The sequence below is a fragment of the Streptomyces sp. NPDC088923 genome (assembly GCF_044749745.1).
In the GTDB taxonomy this organism is placed as follows: domain Bacteria; phylum Actinomycetota; class Actinomycetes; order Streptomycetales; family Streptomycetaceae; genus Streptomyces.
In genome coordinates, this window is sequence record NZ_JBIVIO010000005.1 from 100,711 (window position 1) to 119,556 (window position 18,846).

Annotated in this window: 14 protein-coding genes and 1 tRNA gene; 3 read left to right on the forward strand and 12 right to left on the reverse strand. The window is 72.6% G+C overall.

Translation table 11 applies throughout. The annotated features are described in order from the left end of the window. Positions 1 to 68: 68 nt before the first annotated feature. The gene (locus ACIP4O_RS20785; RefSeq protein ID WP_401576394.1) at positions 69 to 1,463 is read right to left on the reverse strand and encodes a GntP family permease; all 1,395 of its coding nucleotides are present in this window, start codon (positions 1,461 to 1,463) and stop codon (positions 69 to 71) included. A 100-nt stretch (positions 1,464 to 1,563) separates the two neighbouring features. Beyond that, positions 1,564 to 2,097: a gluconokinase gene (locus tag ACIP4O_RS20790; protein ID WP_361331751.1), complete on the reverse strand. Its 534-nt coding sequence runs from the start codon at positions 2,095 to 2,097 to the stop codon at positions 1,564 to 1,566. Between the two features lie 139 nt (positions 2,098 to 2,236). On the opposite strand from ACIP4O_RS20790, the gene ACIP4O_RS20795 reads away from it, so the two are divergent. Further along, the gene (locus ACIP4O_RS20795) at positions 2,237 to 2,938 is read left to right on the forward strand and encodes a FadR/GntR family transcriptional regulator (RefSeq protein ID WP_361331749.1); all 702 of its coding nucleotides are present in this window, start codon (positions 2,237 to 2,239) and stop codon (positions 2,936 to 2,938) included. Between the two features lie 25 nt (positions 2,939 to 2,963). On the opposite strand, the gene ACIP4O_RS20800 is transcribed toward ACIP4O_RS20795, so the two are convergent. The 3 genes from ACIP4O_RS20800 to ACIP4O_RS20810 all read right to left on the reverse strand — a co-directional run bounded on the left by ACIP4O_RS20800 (position 2,964) and on the right by ACIP4O_RS20810 (position 4,956). Next, positions 2,964 to 3,392, reverse strand: coding sequence for a YchJ family protein (locus ACIP4O_RS20800; protein ID WP_401576396.1), 429 nt, complete (start codon positions 3,390 to 3,392; stop codon positions 2,964 to 2,966). A gap of 69 nt (positions 3,393 to 3,461) precedes the next feature. Continuing rightward, complete coding sequence (locus tag ACIP4O_RS20805) at positions 3,462 to 4,208, reverse strand: NAD(P)H-binding protein (RefSeq protein WP_361331745.1); 747 nt, start codon at positions 4,206 to 4,208, stop codon at positions 3,462 to 3,464. Positions 4,209 to 4,332: 124 nt separating this feature from the next. Further along, complete coding sequence (locus ACIP4O_RS20810) at positions 4,333 to 4,956, reverse strand: histidine phosphatase family protein (protein WP_401576398.1); 624 nt, start codon at positions 4,954 to 4,956, stop codon at positions 4,333 to 4,335. 79 nt (positions 4,957 to 5,035) lie between these two features. Between ACIP4O_RS20810 and ACIP4O_RS20815 the strand changes: the two genes are divergently transcribed. Then, on the forward strand, positions 5,036 to 5,914 hold the full coding sequence (locus tag ACIP4O_RS20815) for a DMT family transporter (RefSeq protein ID WP_401576400.1): 879 nt from the start codon (positions 5,036 to 5,038) through the stop codon (positions 5,912 to 5,914). A 96-nt stretch (positions 5,915 to 6,010) separates the two neighbouring features. Here the strand turns inward: ACIP4O_RS20815 and ACIP4O_RS20820 are convergent, their stop codons facing one another. The 7 genes from ACIP4O_RS20820 to ACIP4O_RS20850 form a co-directional block, all read right to left on the reverse strand. Continuing rightward, positions 6,011 to 7,681, reverse strand: coding sequence for a class I adenylate-forming enzyme family protein (locus ACIP4O_RS20820; RefSeq protein WP_401576402.1), 1,671 nt, complete (start codon positions 7,679 to 7,681; stop codon positions 6,011 to 6,013). 73 nt (positions 7,682 to 7,754) lie between these two features. Beyond that, complete coding sequence (gene fabF / locus ACIP4O_RS20825; RefSeq protein ID WP_401576404.1) at positions 7,755 to 8,999, reverse strand: beta-ketoacyl-ACP synthase II; 1,245 nt, start codon at positions 8,997 to 8,999, stop codon at positions 7,755 to 7,757. Positions 9,000 to 9,071: 72 nt separating this feature from the next. Continuing rightward, positions 9,072 to 11,141, reverse strand: coding sequence for an FAD-dependent oxidoreductase (locus ACIP4O_RS20830; protein ID WP_401576406.1), 2,070 nt, complete (start codon positions 11,139 to 11,141; stop codon positions 9,072 to 9,074). Positions 11,142 to 11,300: 159 nt separating this feature from the next. Beyond that, positions 11,301 to 12,137, reverse strand: coding sequence for an SDR family oxidoreductase (locus tag ACIP4O_RS20835; RefSeq protein WP_361331733.1), 837 nt, complete (start codon positions 12,135 to 12,137; stop codon positions 11,301 to 11,303). Positions 12,138 to 12,191: 54 nt separating this feature from the next. Beyond that, positions 12,192 to 13,361, reverse strand: coding sequence for an acyl-CoA dehydrogenase family protein (locus ACIP4O_RS20840; protein WP_401576409.1), 1,170 nt, complete (start codon positions 13,359 to 13,361; stop codon positions 12,192 to 12,194). Positions 13,362 to 13,494: 133 nt separating this feature from the next. Further along, the gene (gene aroA, locus ACIP4O_RS20845; RefSeq protein ID WP_401576411.1) at positions 13,495 to 16,485 is read right to left on the reverse strand and encodes a 3-phosphoshikimate 1-carboxyvinyltransferase; all 2,991 of its coding nucleotides are present in this window, start codon (positions 16,483 to 16,485) and stop codon (positions 13,495 to 13,497) included. Positions 16,486 to 17,171: 686 nt separating this feature from the next. Further along, positions 17,172 to 17,256 (reverse strand) — tRNA-Leu (locus ACIP4O_RS20850). Between the two features lie 249 nt (positions 17,257 to 17,505). On the opposite strand from ACIP4O_RS20850, the gene ACIP4O_RS20855 reads away from it, so the two are divergent. After that, the gene (locus ACIP4O_RS20855) at positions 17,506 to 18,831 is read left to right on the forward strand and encodes a M20/M25/M40 family metallo-hydrolase (RefSeq protein ID WP_361331727.1); all 1,326 of its coding nucleotides are present in this window, start codon (positions 17,506 to 17,508) and stop codon (positions 18,829 to 18,831) included. Positions 18,832 to 18,846 lie beyond the last annotated feature (15 nt).

Consider the following 18,846-nt stretch of genomic DNA (forward strand, 5'->3'; position numbering starts at 1 on the left):
GGCGTGCCGTACGCGTGAGGGGCGGGCCCGTACCTCCGGGCCCGCCCCTCACGCTCGTACCTCCGCCGCTACAACACCAGCGACAGCAGCAGCACCATCACCAGGCCCATCACCGACAGGATCGTCTCCATGAACGACCACGTCTTGACGGTCTGGCCCACGTCGAGGCCGAAGTAGCCCTTCACGAGCCAGAAGCCGGCGTCGTTGACGTGGCTGAAGAAGAGCGAGCCCGCGCCGATCGCGAGGACCATGAGTGCCACGTGGGTCGTGGACATGCCGTCGGCGAGGCCCGAGGCGAGCCCGGCGGCGGAGACCGTCGCGACGGTCGCGGAGCCGGTGGCGAGGCGGATGATGACCGCGATGAGCCAGGCGAGCAGGAGCGCCGGGATCGACCAGTCCTTGGAGATGTCCAGGATCATCTGGCCCACGCCCGCGTCCACGAGCACCTGCTTGAAGCCCCCGCCGGCGGCGACGATGAGGAGCACGCCCGCGATCGGCATGAGCGACTTCTCGACGGTCTCGGAGAGCCGCTCCCGCGTGAAGCCGGCCGCGCGGCCCAGCGTGAAGAGGCCGAGCAGGCAGGCCACGAGGAGGGCGAACATCGGGTTGCCGATGACGTCGAAGACGCGCTGCGTCAGGTCGGTGGGGTCGTCGATGATGATGTCGACGATCGCCTTGAGCAGCATGAGGACGACGGGCAGGAGCAGCGTCGCGACGGTGGCGAAGAAGCCGGGGGTCTTCTCCAGGTCGTCGCTCGCGCGCTTCGGGGTCATCTCCTCGGGGGCCTTCACGTCGACCCAGCGGGCCGCGTACCGCGCGAAGAGCGGACCGGCGACGATCACCGAGGGGATCGCGACGACGATGCCGAGCGCGAGCGTGATGCCGAGGTTGGCGTGGAGCGCGTCGACGGCGACGAGCGGGCCGGGGTGCGGCGGGACGAGACCGTGCATGACCGACAGACCGGCGAGCGCCGGGATACCGATCCGCATGAGGGAGTAGTTGCCGCGCTTGGCGACCATCAGGACGACCGGGATCAGCAGCACGATGCCGACCTCGAAGAAGATCGGCAGACCGATCACGGCCGCGATGAGCACCATGGCCCACGGCATCTTCTTCGGGCTCGCCTTGGCGATGATCGTGTCCACGATCCGGTCGGCGCCCCCGGAGTCGGCGAGGAGCTTGCCGAGGATCGAGCCGAGCGCGATGAGCACGCCGGTACTGGCCACGGTCGAGCCGAGGCCCGTGGTGAAGCTGGTGATCGCCTTGTCGAGCGGGGCACCGGCCACGGCGCCGAGCACGAGCGCGCCGATCGTCAGTGCCAGAAAGGCGTGAAGCTTGAACTTCGCGATGAGGACGACGATGACGGCGATGCCGAGCACGACGGCTATCCCGAGCTGGGCGTTGCCCGCCGAGGTGATCGGCTCGGCGTCCGCTGCCAGCATCTCGACGCTGAGACTGGTCACGGTCTTTTCCTTGGGGGGAGTGGGGATGGGGAGAGGGAGGTGTGGGGGAGGGGCGGGTCAACCCGTGGGGGGAAGCCGTCCCGGGGCACGGCCCGCACGGTCAGGGCGCGGGTTCGGGGGCGGGCGCGGAGGCCGAGGGCCGCAGGGCCGCGACGGCGCGCGCCGCGATCTCCTCCGGGGTGCCGCGCACGTCGACCTCGACGCCGCTCTCGTCGGGGCCGAGCGGCTGGAGCGTCGCGAACTGCGAGTCCAGGAGCCTGGTCGGCATGAAGTGACCCTGACGGTGCCCCATGCGGTCCTCGATGAGGGCGCGGTCGCCGGTGAGGTGGAGGAAGACGAGCCCGGGAGCCTCGGCACGCAGCCGGTCCCGGTAGGAGCGCTTGAGCGCGGAGCAGCTGACCACTCCGCCCTGGCCCGCCCGTCCGTGCGCCCAGCGACCGATGGCGTCCAGCCACGGGGCGCGGTCCGCGTCGTCGAGCGGGGTCCCGGCGCTCATCTTGGCGATATTGGCCGGGGGGTGGAAGTCGTCGCCCTCGGCGTAGGGGACGCCGAGCTGTTCGGCCACGAGGGGCCCGATGGTCGTCTTGCCGGTTCCGGCGACGCCCATCACCACGACGACAGGGGGGGTGCTCATTGCTGCTCGGTGTCCTTCGCTGTCTTCTTCGACATCGTCTGCGCAAGCTACTGAAGCCCATACGTCATACGTATTCAAGAGAATGTGACGTAAAAGTCCTACGTATTGCGGAGTGCGCAACGCACCGTACCCTGAGCCCATGACTTCGCAGGACGGGGGCCTCCACGGCCGCGTACTCGACCACCTGGGCAAAGCCATCACGGGCGGCGAGTACCCGCCGGGCAGCGTGCTGCGCACCGACGCACTCGCCGAGCGCTTCGAGGTCTCGCGCTCGGTGATCCGCGAGGCGATCCGGGTCCTGGAGGCGATGCGCCTCGTCAGCTCACGCCGCCGCGTCGGGGTGACGGTCCGTCCCATCGAGGAGTGGAACGTCTACGACCCGAGCGTCATCGGCTGGCGCCTCGCGGGCGCCGACCGGCCCCGCCAGCTCCGCTCCCTGACCGTCCTGCGCTCCGCCGTCGAACCGATCGCGGCCGGGCTCGCGGCCCGCAACTGCACCCCCGAGGAGTGCGCGGCGCTCACCGAGGCGGCCCTCGGCATGGTCGAGACCTCGCACGGACGGCGCCTGGAGGCGTACCTCGTGCACGACGTCGAGTTCCACCGCATCGTGCTGACCGCCTCGCGCAACGAGATGTTCGCGCGCCTCGGCGACGTCGTCGCCGCGATCCTCACCGGACGCACCCGCCACCAGGTCATGTTCGAGGACCCCGACCCGGCCGCGGTGACGCTGCACGTGCGGGTCGCCGAGGCGGTACGGGCGCGGGACACGGCCCGCGCGGAGGCGCTGACGCGGGAGATCACGGTGGGCGCCCTCCACGAACTGGACGTCCTGGCCCCCTGAGCGTCGCCCCGCCCCGGGGGCGCGCTCAGTCCAGGAAGTCCCCGTCCACGTACGCCCATTCCCCGCCCACGCGCGTGAAGCGGCTCCGCTCGTGGAGCGCGCCGGGGGCGCCGCCCTCGCGGAAGCGGGCGCGGAAGGTGACGGTCCCGTCCTGGTGGAAGGCGCTGCCCCGCTCGCTCGCCTCGATCTCCAGGCCCTCCCAGCGCGTCCCGCCGTCGAGCCCGATCACGGCCGGACGCGTGTCGGGGTGCCAGCTGCGCCGCAGATAAGCCTCGTCGCCCACGACGAAGGCGCTGTACCTGGCCCGCATGAGGTCCTCGGCCCGCGCGGCGACCCCGCCCGCGTGCAGCTTGCCGCAGTGCTCCGCGTACGGGGCCGGGCTGCCGCAGGGGCAGGTGGCGGGGGCGGTACGGGGAGCCGCGGGGACGGTACGGGATGCTTTACGACGGGCCATGCCGCCCATTGTGCCGGGCGTGTGCCCGGCACCGTGCCCGCGGTGGGAACGTGGGGGCCCGCCCCGTGCCTACGCCGGCCAGGACTCCCGAAGCCACTGGTCGAAGGTCGTCGGCGCGATCGTCGCGTCACGCGGCGCCGTCAGCTCACGTCCCGGGACGGCGGCGAAGAGCCCCGCGTTCTCGTCCGTCACGACCGCCCGCCCGTCGGGGTGCAGGGCGAGTACGTGCCGGGCGAGGTCGTCGAGGGCAAGGGACTCGGGCCCCGCGAGGTTCGCGCGGTCCCGCGTCGGCGGCCCGAGCACGACCTCCACGAGCCGGTTCACGACATCCGCCGCGGCGACGGGCTGGAGCGGAGTGGACGGCAGCCGCACGACCCCGCGCTCGGTCGTCCAGTCCATGACGTCCGGGACGAACTCGTGGAACTGCGTGGCCCGCAGCACCGACCACGGGACCCCGGAGTCGGCGAGGGCCTGCTCCTGGTACGCCTTCGCCGCGTAATAGGGAACCTGGGGCACCTCGTCGCAGCCGACGATGGAGAGCACCACGAAGTGCTCGACGCCGGCCGCGCGCCCGGCCCCGACCATGTTGCCCATGGCCTGCTCCTGGAAGCCGCGGGCGCTCTCGTCGTACGCGGGGGGTGTCGACACATCGACACACACCTCGCAACCCTCAAGGCCCTCGCGCAGCCCCTCACCGGTCACGACATCCACTCCGGCGGACCGTACGAGGGCGACGCCCTGGTGCCCGCCGGCCCGCAGGTGCGCGATGAGCCGCGAGCCGATGCGGCCCGTACCGCCGATGACACCGACCTTCATAACGGCGACCTCCTGTGGGGGGCGGAGCGGCTTGCCCTGTCCACGCTAAGTCCCCCGTCCGCGGGGCGCCTCTCCTGGGACCCCGCCGCCGCAAGGGCTGGCTTTCAGCTCTGCCGACCCGCGATCATTCACCCCGGTCCTCGGCAGTCACGTTCCACGCCGAGATCACCGGCCGCCCGTGTTCCGTCCCCAGCCGGCTCAGCGACCCCACGTCCAGCCGGAAAAGCGCCCCGGCCGACACGTCAAGGCCGAGCCTTCGCGCAGTGAGCGCCCGCAGGAAGTGCGCGTGCGCGACCAGCACCACATCGCCCCCCTCCCCGTCCAGGTCCGCGTCGCGCAAGGCCTTGTCGACGCGCGCGAGGACGCGGTCGGCCCGCTCGCTCACCTCCTTCGGCGTCTCGCCCGGGTGCTCGGCGGGTCCCGTGTCGACCCCGTCGCGCCACAGGTCCCAGTCCGGGCGTTCCTGGTGGATGTGCGCGGTCGTCACGCCCTCGTACGCCCCGTAGTCCCACTCGTGCAGCTCCGGGTCCGTGAACGTGTCGCCGAGCCCGGCGAGCCGCGCCGTCCGCACGGCCCGTTGCATCGGGCTCGTGACGGTGAGCGCGATCCTGCGCCGGGCCAGCAGCGGCGCGAGGGACCTCGCCTGCTCCTCGCCGCGCTCCGTGAGCGGCAGCTCCGTGTAACTCGTGTGCTTGCCGGTCAGGCTCCACGCGGTCTCGCCGTGCCTGACCAGAATCACTTCACCCATGGGGTCACTCCTTGTCCGTACCGTCCAACCCTGCCACCGCCTGCCCCATTCCATCCGGCGCCCCTCGCCCGCACGGCGCATGATGGTCCGTGTGATCAGCGTCCTGTTCGCCGTGCTGACGGCCATCAGCAACGGCACCGCGTCCGTGCTCCAGCGGCGGGCCGCCGCGACCGTCCCCGACAGCGACGTGCTGCACGCGTCGCTGATCGGGAAACTCCTGCGGCAGCGGGTCTGGCTCGCGGGGATCGCCATGGTGCTCGTGGCGGCGGCGTGCCAGGCGGTCGCGCTCGCCACGGGGCCGATCGCGGTCGTACAGCCGATCTTCGTGATCGAACTGCCCGCGACGCTGCTCCTGGCCGGCCACCTCTTCAAGGTCCGGCTCGGCGCGCGCATCTGGACCGGCGTCGTCGCCGTGACGCTCGGCCTGGCGCTCGGCATGGCGAGCGCGGCCCCGGGCGGCGGCACGGAACGGGCGCACGGACTGACCTGGCTGCCGGTCCTCGTCGTGACGGGCCTGTTCGAGGTGCTCGTCCTCGGCCTCGCGCTCAGCACCAGGGGCAACCCACGCGCCGCCCTCCTCGGCCTCGCCGCCGCGTGCGGATACGCGCTCACCGCGGCCCTCATGAAGGACGCGCTGGCCCGTCTGGAGGACGGCGGCGGACTCGCGGCGCTCTTCTCCAGCTGGCAGCTGTACGGAACGGCCGTCGCGGGCGTCGGCGCCCTCTTCCTCCTCCAGAACGCCCTCCAGGCGGGCTCCCTCGCCGCCTCGCAGCCGATGCTGACCCTGGGAGACGCCCTGATCAGCATCGTCTACGGCGTCGTCCTCTTCGGCGAACACCTCCGCACCGGCTGGTGGCTGGTCCCGGAACTGGCGGGAGCGGCGATGATCGCGGTGGGAGTGGCCGAACTGGCCCGCTCCCCCCTGGCCCAGGGAGCGGTCTCGCGCGCGAAGACCTGATGTGCCAGCCGCGCCAAGAACCAGCCTCTCCGGCGCTTGAGGAGCGGGGCCCGGGGCAGCGCCCCGGAACCTCCGCAGGAACGGCAGCCCGCGCGGCTACCGCCCCACCCGCTCCAACCGCCCCGCCGCGAGATCCGCGGCAACGGTCTCCCGCAACTGGTAGTGAATCTTCTTCCCGGTCGACGTCACCGGCAGCGCGTCGACGAACCGATAGGCCCGCGGCCTCTTGTACGCCGCCAGCATCGCGTGCGCGCGACAGTGCTTCTCCAGGTCCGCCACCGTCACCGCCGGGTCCCTGCGCACGACGTACGCGGTCACGAGCTGCCCCCACTCCGGGTCCGGCGCCCCGACCACCGCCGCGTCCGCGACGCCCGGGTGCTCGTTGAGCACCTCCTCGACCTGCACCGGGTGCACGTTCTCGCCGCCCGAGAGGATCATGTCGTCGCGACGCCCCACGATCGTCACGTACTCGTCCTCGTCCCACGTCGCGAGGTCGCCGATGTAGAGCCAGCCGTCCCGGAAGTTCTCGGCCTGCTCCTCGGGGCGCCCGATGTAGCCGTAGCCGGACTTCGGGGAGCGCACGATGACCTCGCCGACCTCGCCGCCGTCCTTCGCCGCGAGGTCGTCGGGCTCGGCACGCCGGTCCTCGTAGACCTTCACGACGGCGACGTCGTCGTCCGTGCAGGCGCGGCCCGCGCTGCCCGCGTGAGCGGGCAGGTCGGCGGGGCGCAGGAAGGTGTTCCAGAAGGCCTCCGTCGTCCCGTACCCGTTGAAGATCCGCGGTGTCAGGACCTCCTGGTACCGCAGGCACGCGGCCCGGTCGAGCGGCGCGCCCATCGTCACGATGCCGCGCAGCGTGGAAAGGTCGCGCGGGCGGCGCTCCTGCGCGTCCGCGAGCCGTTCCAGGTTCGTCGGCGCCCCGATGAGGAACGTGATGCCGTGCTTCTCGACGAGGTCGAGGACGACGTCCGCGTCGAAGTGCCGCAGCGGCACGACCTCGCCGCCCACGTAGAAGACCGGGTTGGGGCCGCCCGAGTAGAGCCCGCCGCGGTGGAACCACGGGGACATGTTGAGGGTGCGGTCCTCGGGCGAGAGCGGGAAGTGCATGATCACGTCGTGCGCGGAGAGCACCTCGACCGCGTTGTTGAGCGGCACGCCCTTGGGCAGGCCCGTCGTGCCCGAGGTGTACAGACGCGTCGTCTCCGCGTAGATCCCGGCCTCGGGGGCGGGCGGCAGGGGCTGCCCCGCCCCGCGCTCGGCGAGCTGTACGAAGGGCACCGAGCCCGGCAGCGGGTGGTCCCCGTCCTGCCCGGAGGGGACGTGCACGACGAGCTTCGGCGCGTGCCCGGCCCGCTCCAGGGCCTGCCCGGCGGACTCGGCGACGGAGGTGTCGTAGACGAAGACGGCCGGGCGCCCGGTGTCCAGGATGTGCGCCGTCTCGCCCGGGGCGAGCCGGAAGTTGACCGGCGAGCCCACCGCTCCCAGGCGCTGCGTGGCGAGCCAGAGCAGGGCGAACTCGGGGCCGTTGAAGAGCTGGTAGGCGACGAGGTCCCCAGGCCCGACCCCGTGGGCGGCGAGGCCGGCGGCGAGCCGCTCGACCTCCTCGCCCAGCTCCGCGTAGGTCCAGGCGCGCCCCGTGGCGGGGTCGGACATCGCGGTGGAACGGGCGTAGCGGTGCGTGTTGCGCGCGAAACCGGCCCAGTAGGTGAAGCGCTGCTCGAAGACGTCCCGGAAACCGGCCGGGTCGTAGGCGGGGGTGGTGTTCATATCTGTGTCTCGCGTATCTCGCGTATAGCGGAAAGGGCCGTGTGCGGGCTGAGGAGCGCGGGCACGGCGGTGCTCAGACTGCTCTCAGCACGGCGACGCAGTTCTGGCCGCCGAAGCCGAAGGCGTTGACGGCCGCGGCGCGGACGTCTGCCTTGCGGGCGGTGTGCGGGACGTAGTCCAGGTCGCACTCCTCGCCCGGCTGGTCGAGATTGATGGTGGGCGGCACGACGCCGTCCCGGATGGCGAGCGCGGCGACCATCGCCGAGAGCGCCCCGGCCGCGCCGATGAGGTGACCCACCATCGACTTCGGGGAGCTGACGAGGAGGTCGTAGGCGCTGTTGCCGTACACCTCGCGGATCGCCTTGGACTCGGTGAGGTCGTTGATGCGGGTGCTCGTGCCGTGCGCGCAGATGTAGTCCACGTCGTTCGCCGCCGTACCCGTGCGCTCCAGCGCCTGCCGCATCGCGGAGACGGCGCCCGCGCCGGACGGGTCCGGCGCGCTCACGTGGAAGGCGTCCGAGGTGAGCGCCCCGCCCGCGACCTCCGCGTACGGGCGCGCGCCGCGCGCGGCGGCGTGCTCGGCCGACTCCAGGACGCACACGACGGCGCCCTCGCCGAAGACGAAGCCGTCCCGGTCCGCGTCGAAGGGCCGCGAGGCCCGCTCGGGCTCGTCGTTGCGCTTGGAGAGCGCGCCCATGTTCGACAGCCCCTGGAACATGACCCGCGTGATCGCCGAGTCCGTCCCGCCCGCGAGCACCACGTCGGCCTCGCCCGACAGGATCAGCCGCCGCGCCTCCAGGAGCGCGTACACGCCGCTCGCGCAGGCGAGCGCGCTCGCCGTGACAGGGCCGCGCACCCCGAGGTCGATCGCGACCTCGCAGGCCGGCATGTTCGGGATCACGGACGAGACGAAGTACGGGGAGATCGTGCGCGGATCGGCGTGCATCTGGTCCACCGCGCGCTCGATGCCGTCCATCCCGGCGACCGCGTTGTTCAGCACGACGCCGACGCGGCCCGCGTCCACGCCCTCACCGCCCACCGTGAGCGAGGCGTCGGCGACGGCCTCGCGCGCGGCGGCGATCGCGAGCTGCGAGAAGCGCGCCGAGCGGCGCTCGCGCTTGCGGTCGAGCAGCGCGGAGGGGGCGAAGCCCTTCACCTCGCCCGCGATCGTCGTCGGCAGCCCGGCCGCGTCGAAAGCGGTGATGGGCGCGATGCCCGACTTCCCCGCGAGGAGCGCCTGCCACGTGCTCTCCCGGTCGTTGCCGACCGGGGTGAGGGCCCCGAAGCCCGTCACCACGACTTGTCGATTGCTGTGCACGTACTCCTCCTAGAAAAAGACCAGCGAAAAACCGAAGCCCCGGCCCCGCACGCGCGCGGCCGGTGGCTCCCCCTACCGCCCGTCGAGCAGCCGGTGCGCGGCGCGCAGCCCCTCGGCCGTCGCGCGCACCGCGTTGAGCGCGCCGGTGCCCGCGGCACCGCCCGCCACCTCGAAGGGCACCCCCGCGCGCCGCAGCGTCACCGCCACGTCCCGCTCGGGCTCCTGCCCCGTGGCGAGCACGACGTGGTCGGCGGCGATCAGCTCCGTACCGCCCCCCGCGTCCCGCACCACCACACCGTCCCGGGTGATCTCCCCGACCCCCCGCTCCGTCAGGAGCCGCACCCCCGCCGCGCGCAGCTCGTCGAGCACGACCCACCGCGTCGAGGGACCGATGCCCGCCCCCATCCGCCGCCCGCGCCGCACGACGGTGACCTGCCGGGGGGCCACGGAGGGGGTACGGGGAGCGAGCGTCGCCTCCCGTACCGAAGCCGTCGCCGTCAGCGCGTGCCGGGCGAGGAACGCCTCCGGGGTCCGCTTCAGCTGCGGGTCCGCGGTCAGCAGGTGCGCGAGATCCACGCCGACCCCGCCGCCGCCGATGATCGCCACCCGCGGCCCGAGGGCCTCGGGATCGGCGAACGCCCGCTGGTAGTCGAGGACGTGCGGCAGCGCGAGCCCCGGCAGGTCGGGGCGGTGCGCGAGGACCCCGGTCGCGAGCACGACCCCGTCGAGCCCGCGCAGGTACGCGAGATCGCGGTGCCCCACGCGGTGGCCGAGCCGCAGTCTCACCCCCAGCTCGGCCAGCTCGCGCACGTGGTGACGGACCGTCTCGCCGAAGTCCTCCTTGCCCGGGACCCGCGCCGCCCAGCGGAACTGCCCGCCCGGCTCGCTCTCCGCCTCCAGGACCTCGACCTCCTGCCCGAGCCGCGCGAGCGTCCGCGCCGCCTCCAGACCGGCCGGGCCCGCGCCGACGACCGCGTACCGGCCGCGCCGCTCCCGTACCGTCAGCGGGAAGTCGGCCTCGTACCCGGAGCGCGGATTGACCAGGCAGGACACGCGCTCGGTCCCGAAGGACCTGTCGATGCACGCCTCGTTGCACGCGAGGCACACGTCCACCGTGTCCGGGCGCCCCGCGCGCGACTTCGCGACGATCTCCGGATCGGCGAGGAAGGGCCGCGCGAGCGCGACGAAGTCCACGTCCCCCGCGGCGAGCACCTCGTCGACCTGCGCGAGCCGTGAGTAGCGGTTCGAGGCGATGACGGGCAGCGCGCCGTGCCCGCCCGCGCGCAGCGCCCGCTTCACGTCCTTCGCGTACGTCGCCCACGTCCCCGCCGGGACCTGCGCCTGCACCGTCGGTACGGGCGACTCGTGCCACCCGATCCCGACCGCGAGCGCGTCCACCCCCGCCGCCGCGAGCGCGACGGCGAGCGCGCCGACGTCCTCGCGCGGCGTACCGCCCTCGACGAGATCGGCGCCCGACATGCGGAACAGCACGGGGAAGTCGGGCCCGACCGCTTCGCGCACCGCGGCGGCGACCGCGACGGGGAAGCGGCGTCTGCGCTCCGCGTCCCCGCCCCACTCGTCCTCGCGCGTGTTCGTGAGCGGCGCCGTGAACTGGTTGATCAGATACCCCTCGGAACCCATCACCTCGACCGCGTCGAAGCCGAGCTCCACGGCCCGCCGCGCGGCCCGCGCGAAGTCCTCGACGGTCGCGCGCACCCGCGCCTCACTCAGCTCGCGCGGCGTCGTGCGGGTGAAACGGCTCGCGACGGGCGAGGGCGCCCAGCCGGGCCCGCCGTCCGTGCCGGGGGCGCCGGGCAGCGCGTACCGCCCGGCGTGGAAGAGCTGGAGCGCGAGGAGCCCGCCCGCCGCGTGCACCGCCTCGGCGGTACGGCGCAGCGCCTCCTCGTGCGCGGGCTCCCCGGCGATCCCGTACCCCGGACCGCCCGCGCCCTCGGGGCTCACCGCGGTGCCGCCCGTGACGAGCAGCCCCGCGCCGCCGCGCGCGCGTTCGGCGTAGAACGCGGCGAGCGCGGCACCCCCGTCGCCGAGCGCCTCCAGGTTCAGGTGCATCGCGCCCATGACGACCCGGTGCGGCAGACGCAGACGGCCGAGCGTGCCGGGGCGGAAGACGTGGTCGAACAAGATCCCTCTCCTCGCTTCCGGCCCCGGGGCACAGCTCCCCGGGGTCTGGGTGATGAATGCCCGGCGGGCGGGGCGATCGATCCCGGAAAGCCCGTCCTGAAAAGGGGCTTCACCGGGCCGCCGCCCAACGGGGGTGCCCCGCCCGCCGGGCGCGGAACGTCAGCTCTCGCGCGTCGGCCGCGGCGGCAGCTGCAACTCGGGCCCCGCGTCCGCGAAGAACGGCGGCGCGACGACGCTCAGCCCGCCGTCCACGACGAGCGTCTGCCCGGTGATGTACCCCGAGCCCTCGCCGAGCAGGAAGTGGATGGTGTCCGCCATCTCCTGCACCGTCCCCGGCCGGTGGGCGGGGATGCGGTCGAGGACGCCCTGCATGTCCGGCATGCCCTCGACGTTGTAGAAGTACTCCAGCGAGTCCGAGTCGATGAGCCCGCCGTTCACGGCGTTCACGTTGATCCCGTACGGCGCGAACTCGACCGCCATGAACCGCACCCACGCCTCGATCGCGGCCTTCATCGCGCCGAGCGTCGCGTACGTCGGGTACGCGCGGATCGACCCGTACGACGAGAGCGCCACGATGCGGCCGCCCTTGTCCATGAGCTTCACCGCCTCCTGCGCCCCGAGCACGAAGGGCCGCAGGTTCATCGCGTAGGAGCGGTCGAGGTGGTGCGGACCGAGGTCCACGATGTTCTTGAACGCGCTCGCCGCGGCGTTCGACACGAAGTGGTCGAGCCGCCCGCAGCGCCGTGCCACCTCGTCGAAGAGCGCCTTGACCCCCTCGGTCGTCTCGACGTCGGCCTGCACGGCGAAGCCCTGACCGCCCGCCTCCTCGACGTCGGCGACGGTCTTCTCGGCGAGGTCCTGGTTCTTCTTGTAGTTGACGACGACGGTGCCGCCCTCGCGCGCGAGCGTCAGCGCGAGCGCGCGCCCGATCCCGCGCGAGGCGCCGGTGATCAGCGAGACGCGGCCCTGTGCGGTGCGGTCCTGCTCAGTGCTCATGGGAGCTGTGTTCCTTCGTGGTTCGGACGGGTACGGGTACGGGCCGGGCGGCGTTCAGCGCCCGGCCTCCGGGGCGGCCACCGGCGGCGTGCGGCGCAGCACCTCGCGGAAGACGACGGCCTTCTGCACCTCGTTGGTGCCCTCCTCGAAACGCTGCGCGCGGGCGTCCCGGTACACGCGCTCGATCTTCTGGCTCTTCCAGTAACCGAGCCCGCCGTGGATCTGGAGGGCCTTGTCGGTGACGTTCGTCAGCATCGTCACGGCGTGCATCTTCGCCATCGACGACTGCATGGAGGCGTCCTCGGCGCCCTGCTCGAAGCGGCGCGCCGCGTGCAGCACGAGCTGCTTGGCCGCCTCGATGTCGGCGGCGTTCTCGGCGAGCATGAACTGGATCGCCTGGCGCTGCGTCAGCGCCTTGCCGAAGGTGACCCGGCCCCGGGCGTACTCGACCGCGAGCTGCTGGGCCCGCTCCGCGAGACCGACGCAGCTCATCGCGACCGAGATCCGCGAGGGCGTCAGGAAACCGCCGAGGAAGACGTCGAGCCCCTCGCCCTCCGCGCCGAGCCGGTGGTCGACGGGGACGGGCGTGCGGTCGAAGGTGAGCGAGGCGTGGTCCGTACCGGTGACGCCCATCGTGTTCGAGGTGTCCTCGACGCGCACGCCCGGCGCCTCGCGCGGCACGAGCAGCGCGACGGTGCCCTCGTGGCCCGTGCTGCCCTCGACCCGCGCGGCGAGCAGGTAGTAGTCGCAGCGCACGCCGAAGGTGATGAGGTGCTTCTCCCCCGAGAGGTAGTACGTGTCGCCCTCGCGCACCACGGACGTCGTGATGTCCGCGCCCGTGCCGTTGCCCGGCTCGGTGAGCGTGAAGGCGATCTTGATCTCGCCGGTGATCGAGGGGATGACGAAGCGCTTGCGCTGCTCCTCGGTGGCGTGCCCGTCCATCGCCCGCCAGATGCCGTTGACGACGTGCACGATCATGCGGACCGAGCCGTGCGAGCGGGAGAAGACCTCCATCAGCTCCATCCAGCGCGAGAACGGCAGCCCGTGCCCCCCGTACGCGACGGGCGCCGCCATCCGCAGGAAGCCCAGCTCGTTCAGCTCGGCCCACAGCGCCTCCGGGACCTCCCCGGTCTCCTCGATGCGCTCCGCCCAGCGCTCGCCGGGGCCCTCCACCCACTGTTCGACCTGGGTGCGGAGCCGCTCGAAGGACTGCTCGTCACTCATGTGCTGCCTCTTCATTCATCTCGTACGGTCCAGCTCTGCGTCGACGGGGGCACCGCGCGGCCCTCCCCGCCGTACCGGGCCCTCACGCCCGGAAGGGCCGGAGGGCGGCGCGCCGCCCTCCGGCCCCGGGGACTCAGTCCTCCTGCGGCCTCAGTTCCCTCGCTCTCTCGCGCAGTGCGAACTTCTGCACCTTGCCGATCGGGTTGCGCGGCAGCACGTCGAGCGGTTCGAGCCGTTCGGGCCAGTACTGCTTCGCCACCTGGTGCTCGTCCAGGTACGCGCGCATCCCGCCGAAGCCGAGCCGCTCGCCCTCCTTGAACACCACGAAGGCGCACGCGCGTTCACCGAGCCGCGCGTCGGGCATCGCGACGACGGCGACGTCCTCGACGGCCGGGTGCGCGAAGAGCAGCTGCTCGATCTCGGCGACAGGGATCTTCTCGCCGCCCCGGTTGATGACGTCCTTGACGCGCCCGGTGATCCGCAGATAACCGGAGGCGTCGAGCGTCGCGAGGTCGCCCGTGCGGTACCAGCCGTCCTGTGTGAACACCTCGGCGGTCAGGTCGGGCCGGTCCAGGTAGCCGTCGAACACGGTGGGGGAGCGCAGCTCGAAGTTGCCCTCGACCCCGGCCGGGAGCACGTGCCCCTGGTCGTCCGTGATCCGCAGCTCGATCCCGTCCAGCGGCCGCCCGTCCGAGCCCCAGCGCTGCGCCGGCTCGTCCCCGGGCGCCGAGAGCGCGCCGAGGCACGTCTCGGTCGTCCCGAAGGCCCCGCACACGTCCGCGCCGAGCACTCGCCCGGCCCGCTCGGCGAGCCCGCGCGGCACCTGCGCCCCGGTCGCGACGAAGATCCGCAGCTTGCGCGGCATGTCCCCGCCGTCCTCCACCGCCTTCACGAGGTCGGTCAGGAAGGGCGTGGCGGCCTGCACGAAGCTCGCGCCGTGCGTGTTGAGCGAGGCGAGCGCGCGCTTCGCGTCCCACTCGGCCTGCGTGATCTGCGGGACACCGAGGACGAGCGCCAGCGTCATCCCGTACAGGAACCCCGTCTGGTGCGCGAGCGGCGAGGGCACCCAGATCGCGTCCCCGGCGTGCAGCCCGAGGTGCCTGATCTCCATCGAGACCGCGCGCACGAGGTTCTGCGAGGGCTGCGTGACGCCCTTCGGCTCCCCGGTGGTGCCCGAGGTGAACAGGAGCTGCGCGGTCGCCTCGGGTGAGGGGACGTACGCGTCGAGCGCGGCCCGGTCCACCTCGGTGCCCGCGAGCGCCTTCTCCCAGTCGCGCACCGCGACGCCCGAGCCGTCCGCCTCGGGCAGCGCCGCGCTCCCGCCGTCCTCGGCGAGCACGAGGAGCTGTGACAGCTCGCCGCGCTCCTCCCCGTCGAGCCCGAGCACCTCCTCGGCCGGCTTCCGGTTGCGGTACCGGTCGGCGACGACGAGCACCTTCGCCCGGGAGCGGCGCAGCACGAAGCCGAGTTCCCGCTCCCGGAAGAACGGGATGACCGGGCAGCAGACCGCGCCGATCCGCAGCGCGGCGAGCGAGAGCACGACGAACTCGACGCGGTTCGGCAGCTGGTACGCCACGTTGTCCCCGGCCCGCACCCCGAGTCCGAGCAGCAGCGAGGCCGCCCGCTCGACCCGCTCGTGCAGCTCACGCCATGTCACGGTCTCGTCCGTGTCGGCCCGTACGTCGACCACCGCGACGTCGTGCGGACGGCTCGCGGCCCGCCGCCGCAGCCACTCCGGGAGCGTCACGCGCGCCGCGAGCTCCGGCTTCGTGACCTCCTTCTCCAGGCGGCGCTGCCGCGGTCGTCCCGAGGGAGCGGGCCCGTCCTCGACGCTCATCGGGACGCCGAGCGTGTTCATCGCGTCGAGGAAGGTCGGGTACGAGATCCGGTACGCGTTCGGGTACGTCAGCGTCGAGTGGCCGCGCGCCCGCGAGGACGCCACGGCGAGCGACATCAGCACCCGGTGGTCGTTGAACGAGGAGAGCTTCGCGCCCACGAGCCCCTCGACGCCGCGCACCCGCAGCGCGTCCCCGTCCAGCTCCAAATCCCCGCCCATCGCGTTGAGCTGGAGCATCGCCGCGGCGCGGTCGGACTCCTTGAGCCGGGTGTGCGCGATGTTGTGGAAGACGGACTCGCCGTAGGCGAAGGAACCGAGCGTGGAGAGGATCGGCAGCATGTCGGGCACGTCCCGGCAGTCCACCTCGACCCCCTTGAGCATCGGCGCCTCCTGCCGGATGCGCACCCCGCCGGCCGCCTCGTCCAGCTCCATCGGGACCCCCATCGCCCGGGCGATGTCGAGGAAATGGAACTCGGGGTGGTCGGCGGGACCGCCCTCCAGGCGGTTCATGCCCTTGAGCAGGACGTCCGAGGGGTGCAGCGCGGCGGCGGCGATCCCGAAGGCGGCGGAGCCGATGTCGGGCGGCAGCGTCAGCTCCGTCGCGACGGCCGATTGCCCCGGCTCGACGTCGAAGCGCCGCCAGTCCTCGGAGACCGTGACCCGCAGGCCGAACTGCCGCATCATCGCGACGGTCAGCTCCAGGTACGAGCGCTCGTTCAGCTCGCCCTCGACCTCGATCGTCGTGTGCCCGGTCGCGAAGGGCGCGAGCAGGATGAGCCCGGAGATCCACTGCGACAGCGTCCCGGCGATGCGGACGTGCCCGCCGCTCGGGCGCCGCGCGGTGACCCGCACGGGCGGGCAGTCGTCGGCCGACTCGACCCCGGCGCCCATCTGCCGCAGCGCGGCGAGCAGGGGACCCACGGGACGGCGGCGGAAGTACTTCTGCCCGGTCACCGTCACATCGCGGTCCGAGAGCGAGGCCAGGCCGATCATGAAGTAGAGGGTGGTGCCGGAGGAACCGGCGGAAACAGCGGCGCGGCGCGGGCGGTAGTGCCCGCCGAGACCGTGCACCACAAAGGTGTCGCCCTCGGTGGTGATCTTGACCCCCAGGCCGCGCAGGAGCTGCACGGTGTACTGGACGTGCCGGGCGTCGGAGAGCCCGTGCACGCGGCTGACGCCCTCGGCCAGCGAGGCGAGGATCAGCGCGCGGTGCGCGTGGTACTTGGAGTTGGGGACGAGGACTTCACCGGTGAGCTGGTGCTGAATCCCTTTGACAAGAAGGTGCATGGGGTCGTGCTTCTCCCTGGCCATGGGCGGGCACACCGAACCGCGCACGCACACGCGCCTCCCCGCCGGCCGCACACACGACCGGTGGCCGGGCAGCACGAACAGGGCCGCGGGGCATCCGTGGCTCGGTGATGGAGCCGTCTCGGGGACGGCAGTGGTTACGTTATGGAAGCGAGGCCCTACAGGCGTGCGACGTCGCCGTAGACAGCGGCGCATGGCCCGTTCGGGGGACGGGTGCCGTCTGGGTCGACGACGACTCTTGGACACGCGCGGACGGCGACATCCGGCAACGCCTGGAGAAACAGATCGGACGGCTGTCATGGCACGGGGCCTGGGTGGGGCCCGTAAGTCGTGGCAGGAGCCGAGGTGCGCTCGCGCGGCCGGGCAGGGGCCGCGCACACATAAGCGTCCGGATGACCGGCCCACGCGAAACAACGCGTTGCTCAGTCACACAATCTTTATATCAATGCGCGATGCATCTAGACAGCCCAGGTCCCGCTATGTGGCCGCAACCGTGCTGACCTGCTGTTTCTTCACGCCGAGGGGTTCGCGTAGTCGCCCATGTGAAGCCCGAGGTGCTCGTGTGGGCTTCTTCGTCGCGCAGAGAGGAGCGGCGTGGGGCGGGGTGGGCGCGCGTGCGTACGGGCATACGACTGAGGGCCCCGCTTTCGCGAGGCCCTCTTCTGTGTCCGAGGGGGGACTTGAACCCCCACGCCCGATAAAGGGCACTAGCACCTCAAGCTAGCGCGTCTGCCATTCCGCCACCCGGACAGGGTGTTCGCTCTCGGCGGTTCGGCCGGGGCGACGTGGAAAACAATAGCAAACATCCGGGGGTGTTCGATCACCCTGGCCCGCCCCCTGGTCCACCCCCGCGCCCGTGCGCGGTCCGCCCCCGGCCCCGTGTGAACGGTGTGTGTCCCGGGGGAGGGCGGTCTTGGGGGCGCGGTGGGGGGCGCGCGAGGATGGGGGGAGCGCGGCGCCGAGCAGGGCGCCGGCCGACCGACCGCCAAGGAGAGCAGCGTGAGCGAGCCGAGCACCGGAAGGGCGGCTTCGGGCCAGGACGAGGTCGTCGACCTCACCCGGGACCTGATCCGTATCGACACCAGCAACTACGGGGACCACTCGGGCCCCGGCGAGCGCGCGGCGGCCGAGTACGTCGCCGAGAAGCTGGCCGAGGTCGGCCTCGAACCGCGGATCTTCGAGTCCCACCCGGGCCGCGCCTCCGTCGTGGCCCGCGTCGAGGGCGAGGACCGCTCGCGCCCCGGTCTCCTCATCCACGGCCACACCGACGTCGTCCCCGCCAACGCCGCCGACTGGACCCACGACCCCTTCTCCGGCGAGGTCGCCGACGGCTGCGTGTGGGGACGCGGCGCCGTCGACATGAAGGACATGGACGCGATGACCCTCGCGGTCGTCCGCGACCGCCTCCGTACGGGCCGCAAGCCCCCGCGCGATGTCGTCCTCGCCTTCCTCGCCGACGAGGAGGCCGGTGGCACGTGGGGCGCCCGCCACCTCGTGGACCACCACGCGGACCTCTTCGAGGGCGTCACCGAGGCGATCGGCGAGGTCGGCGGCTTCTCCTTCACCGTCAACGAGAAGCTGCGGCTCTACCTCGTCGAGACGGCCCAGAAGGGCATGCACTGGATGAAGCTCACCGTGGCCGGGACCGCCGGGCACGGCTCGATGATCCACCGCGACAACGCGATCACGGAGCTGTCCGAGGCCGTCGGGCGCCTGGGACGGTACGAGTTCCCGATCCGCGTCACCAAGACGCTCCGCCACTTCCTCGACGAACTCGGCGACGCGCTCGGCACCGAACTCGACCCCGAGAACATGGACGAGACCCTCGCCAAGCTCGGCGGCATGGCCAAGCTCATCGGCGCCTCGCTCAAGAACACCGCCAACCCGACCCAGCTCGGCGCCGGCTACAAGGTCAACGTCATCCCCGGCGAGGCCACCGCGCACGTCGACGGCCGCTTCCTGCCCGGGTACGAGGAGGAGTTCCTCGCCGACCTCGACCGCATTCTCGGCCCCCGCGTGCGCCGCGAGGACGTGCACGCCGACAAGGCACTGGAGACCGGCTTCGACGGCGCGCTCGTGGACGCCATGCAGACCGCGCTCGGCGCCGAGGACCCCATCGCCAAGGCCGTCCCGTACATGCTCTCGGCCGGCACCGACGCGAAGTCCTTCGACGACCTCGGCATCCGCTGCTTCGGCTTCGCGCCCCTGCGGCTGCCCGCCGATCTCGACTTCGCCGGGATGTTCCACGGCGTCGACGAGCGCGTCCCCGTCGACGCGCTCCAGTTCGGCGTGCGCGTCCTGGACCGCTTCATCGACGCCTCCTGAGACGAGGCGAGTGAG

Bases quoted from the DNA above. Each gene is read 5' to 3' on its own strand.
- ACIP4O_RS20790 (WP_361331751.1), bottom strand. From the start codon at position 2,097: ATGAGCACCCCCCCTGTCGTCGTGGTGATGGGCGTCGCCGGAACCGGC.
- ACIP4O_RS20795 (WP_361331749.1), top strand. From the start codon at position 2,237: ATGACTTCGCAGGACGGGGGCCTCCACGGCCGCGTACTCGACCACCTG.
- aroA (WP_401576411.1), bottom strand. From the start codon at position 16,485: ATGCACCTTCTTGTCAAAGGGATTCAGCACCAGCTCACCGGTGAAGTC.
- ACIP4O_RS20820 (WP_401576402.1), bottom strand. From the start codon at position 7,681: ATGAACACCACCCCCGCCTACGACCCGGCCGGTTTCCGGGACGTCTTC.
- ACIP4O_RS20800 (WP_401576396.1), bottom strand. From the start codon at position 3,392: ATGGCCCGTCGTAAAGCATCCCGTACCGTCCCCGCGGCTCCCCGTACC.
- ACIP4O_RS20815 (WP_401576400.1), top strand. From the start codon at position 5,036: ATGATGGTCCGTGTGATCAGCGTCCTGTTCGCCGTGCTGACGGCCATC.
- ACIP4O_RS20810 (WP_401576398.1), bottom strand. From the start codon at position 4,956: ATGGGTGAAGTGATTCTGGTCAGGCACGGCGAGACCGCGTGGAGCCTG.
- ACIP4O_RS20840 (WP_401576409.1), bottom strand. From the start codon at position 13,361: ATGAGTGACGAGCAGTCCTTCGAGCGGCTCCGCACCCAGGTCGAACAG.
- ACIP4O_RS20835 (WP_361331733.1), bottom strand. From the start codon at position 12,137: ATGAGCACTGAGCAGGACCGCACCGCACAGGGCCGCGTCTCGCTGATC.
- ACIP4O_RS20805 (WP_361331745.1), bottom strand. From the start codon at position 4,208: ATGAAGGTCGGTGTCATCGGCGGTACGGGCCGCATCGGCTCGCGGCTC.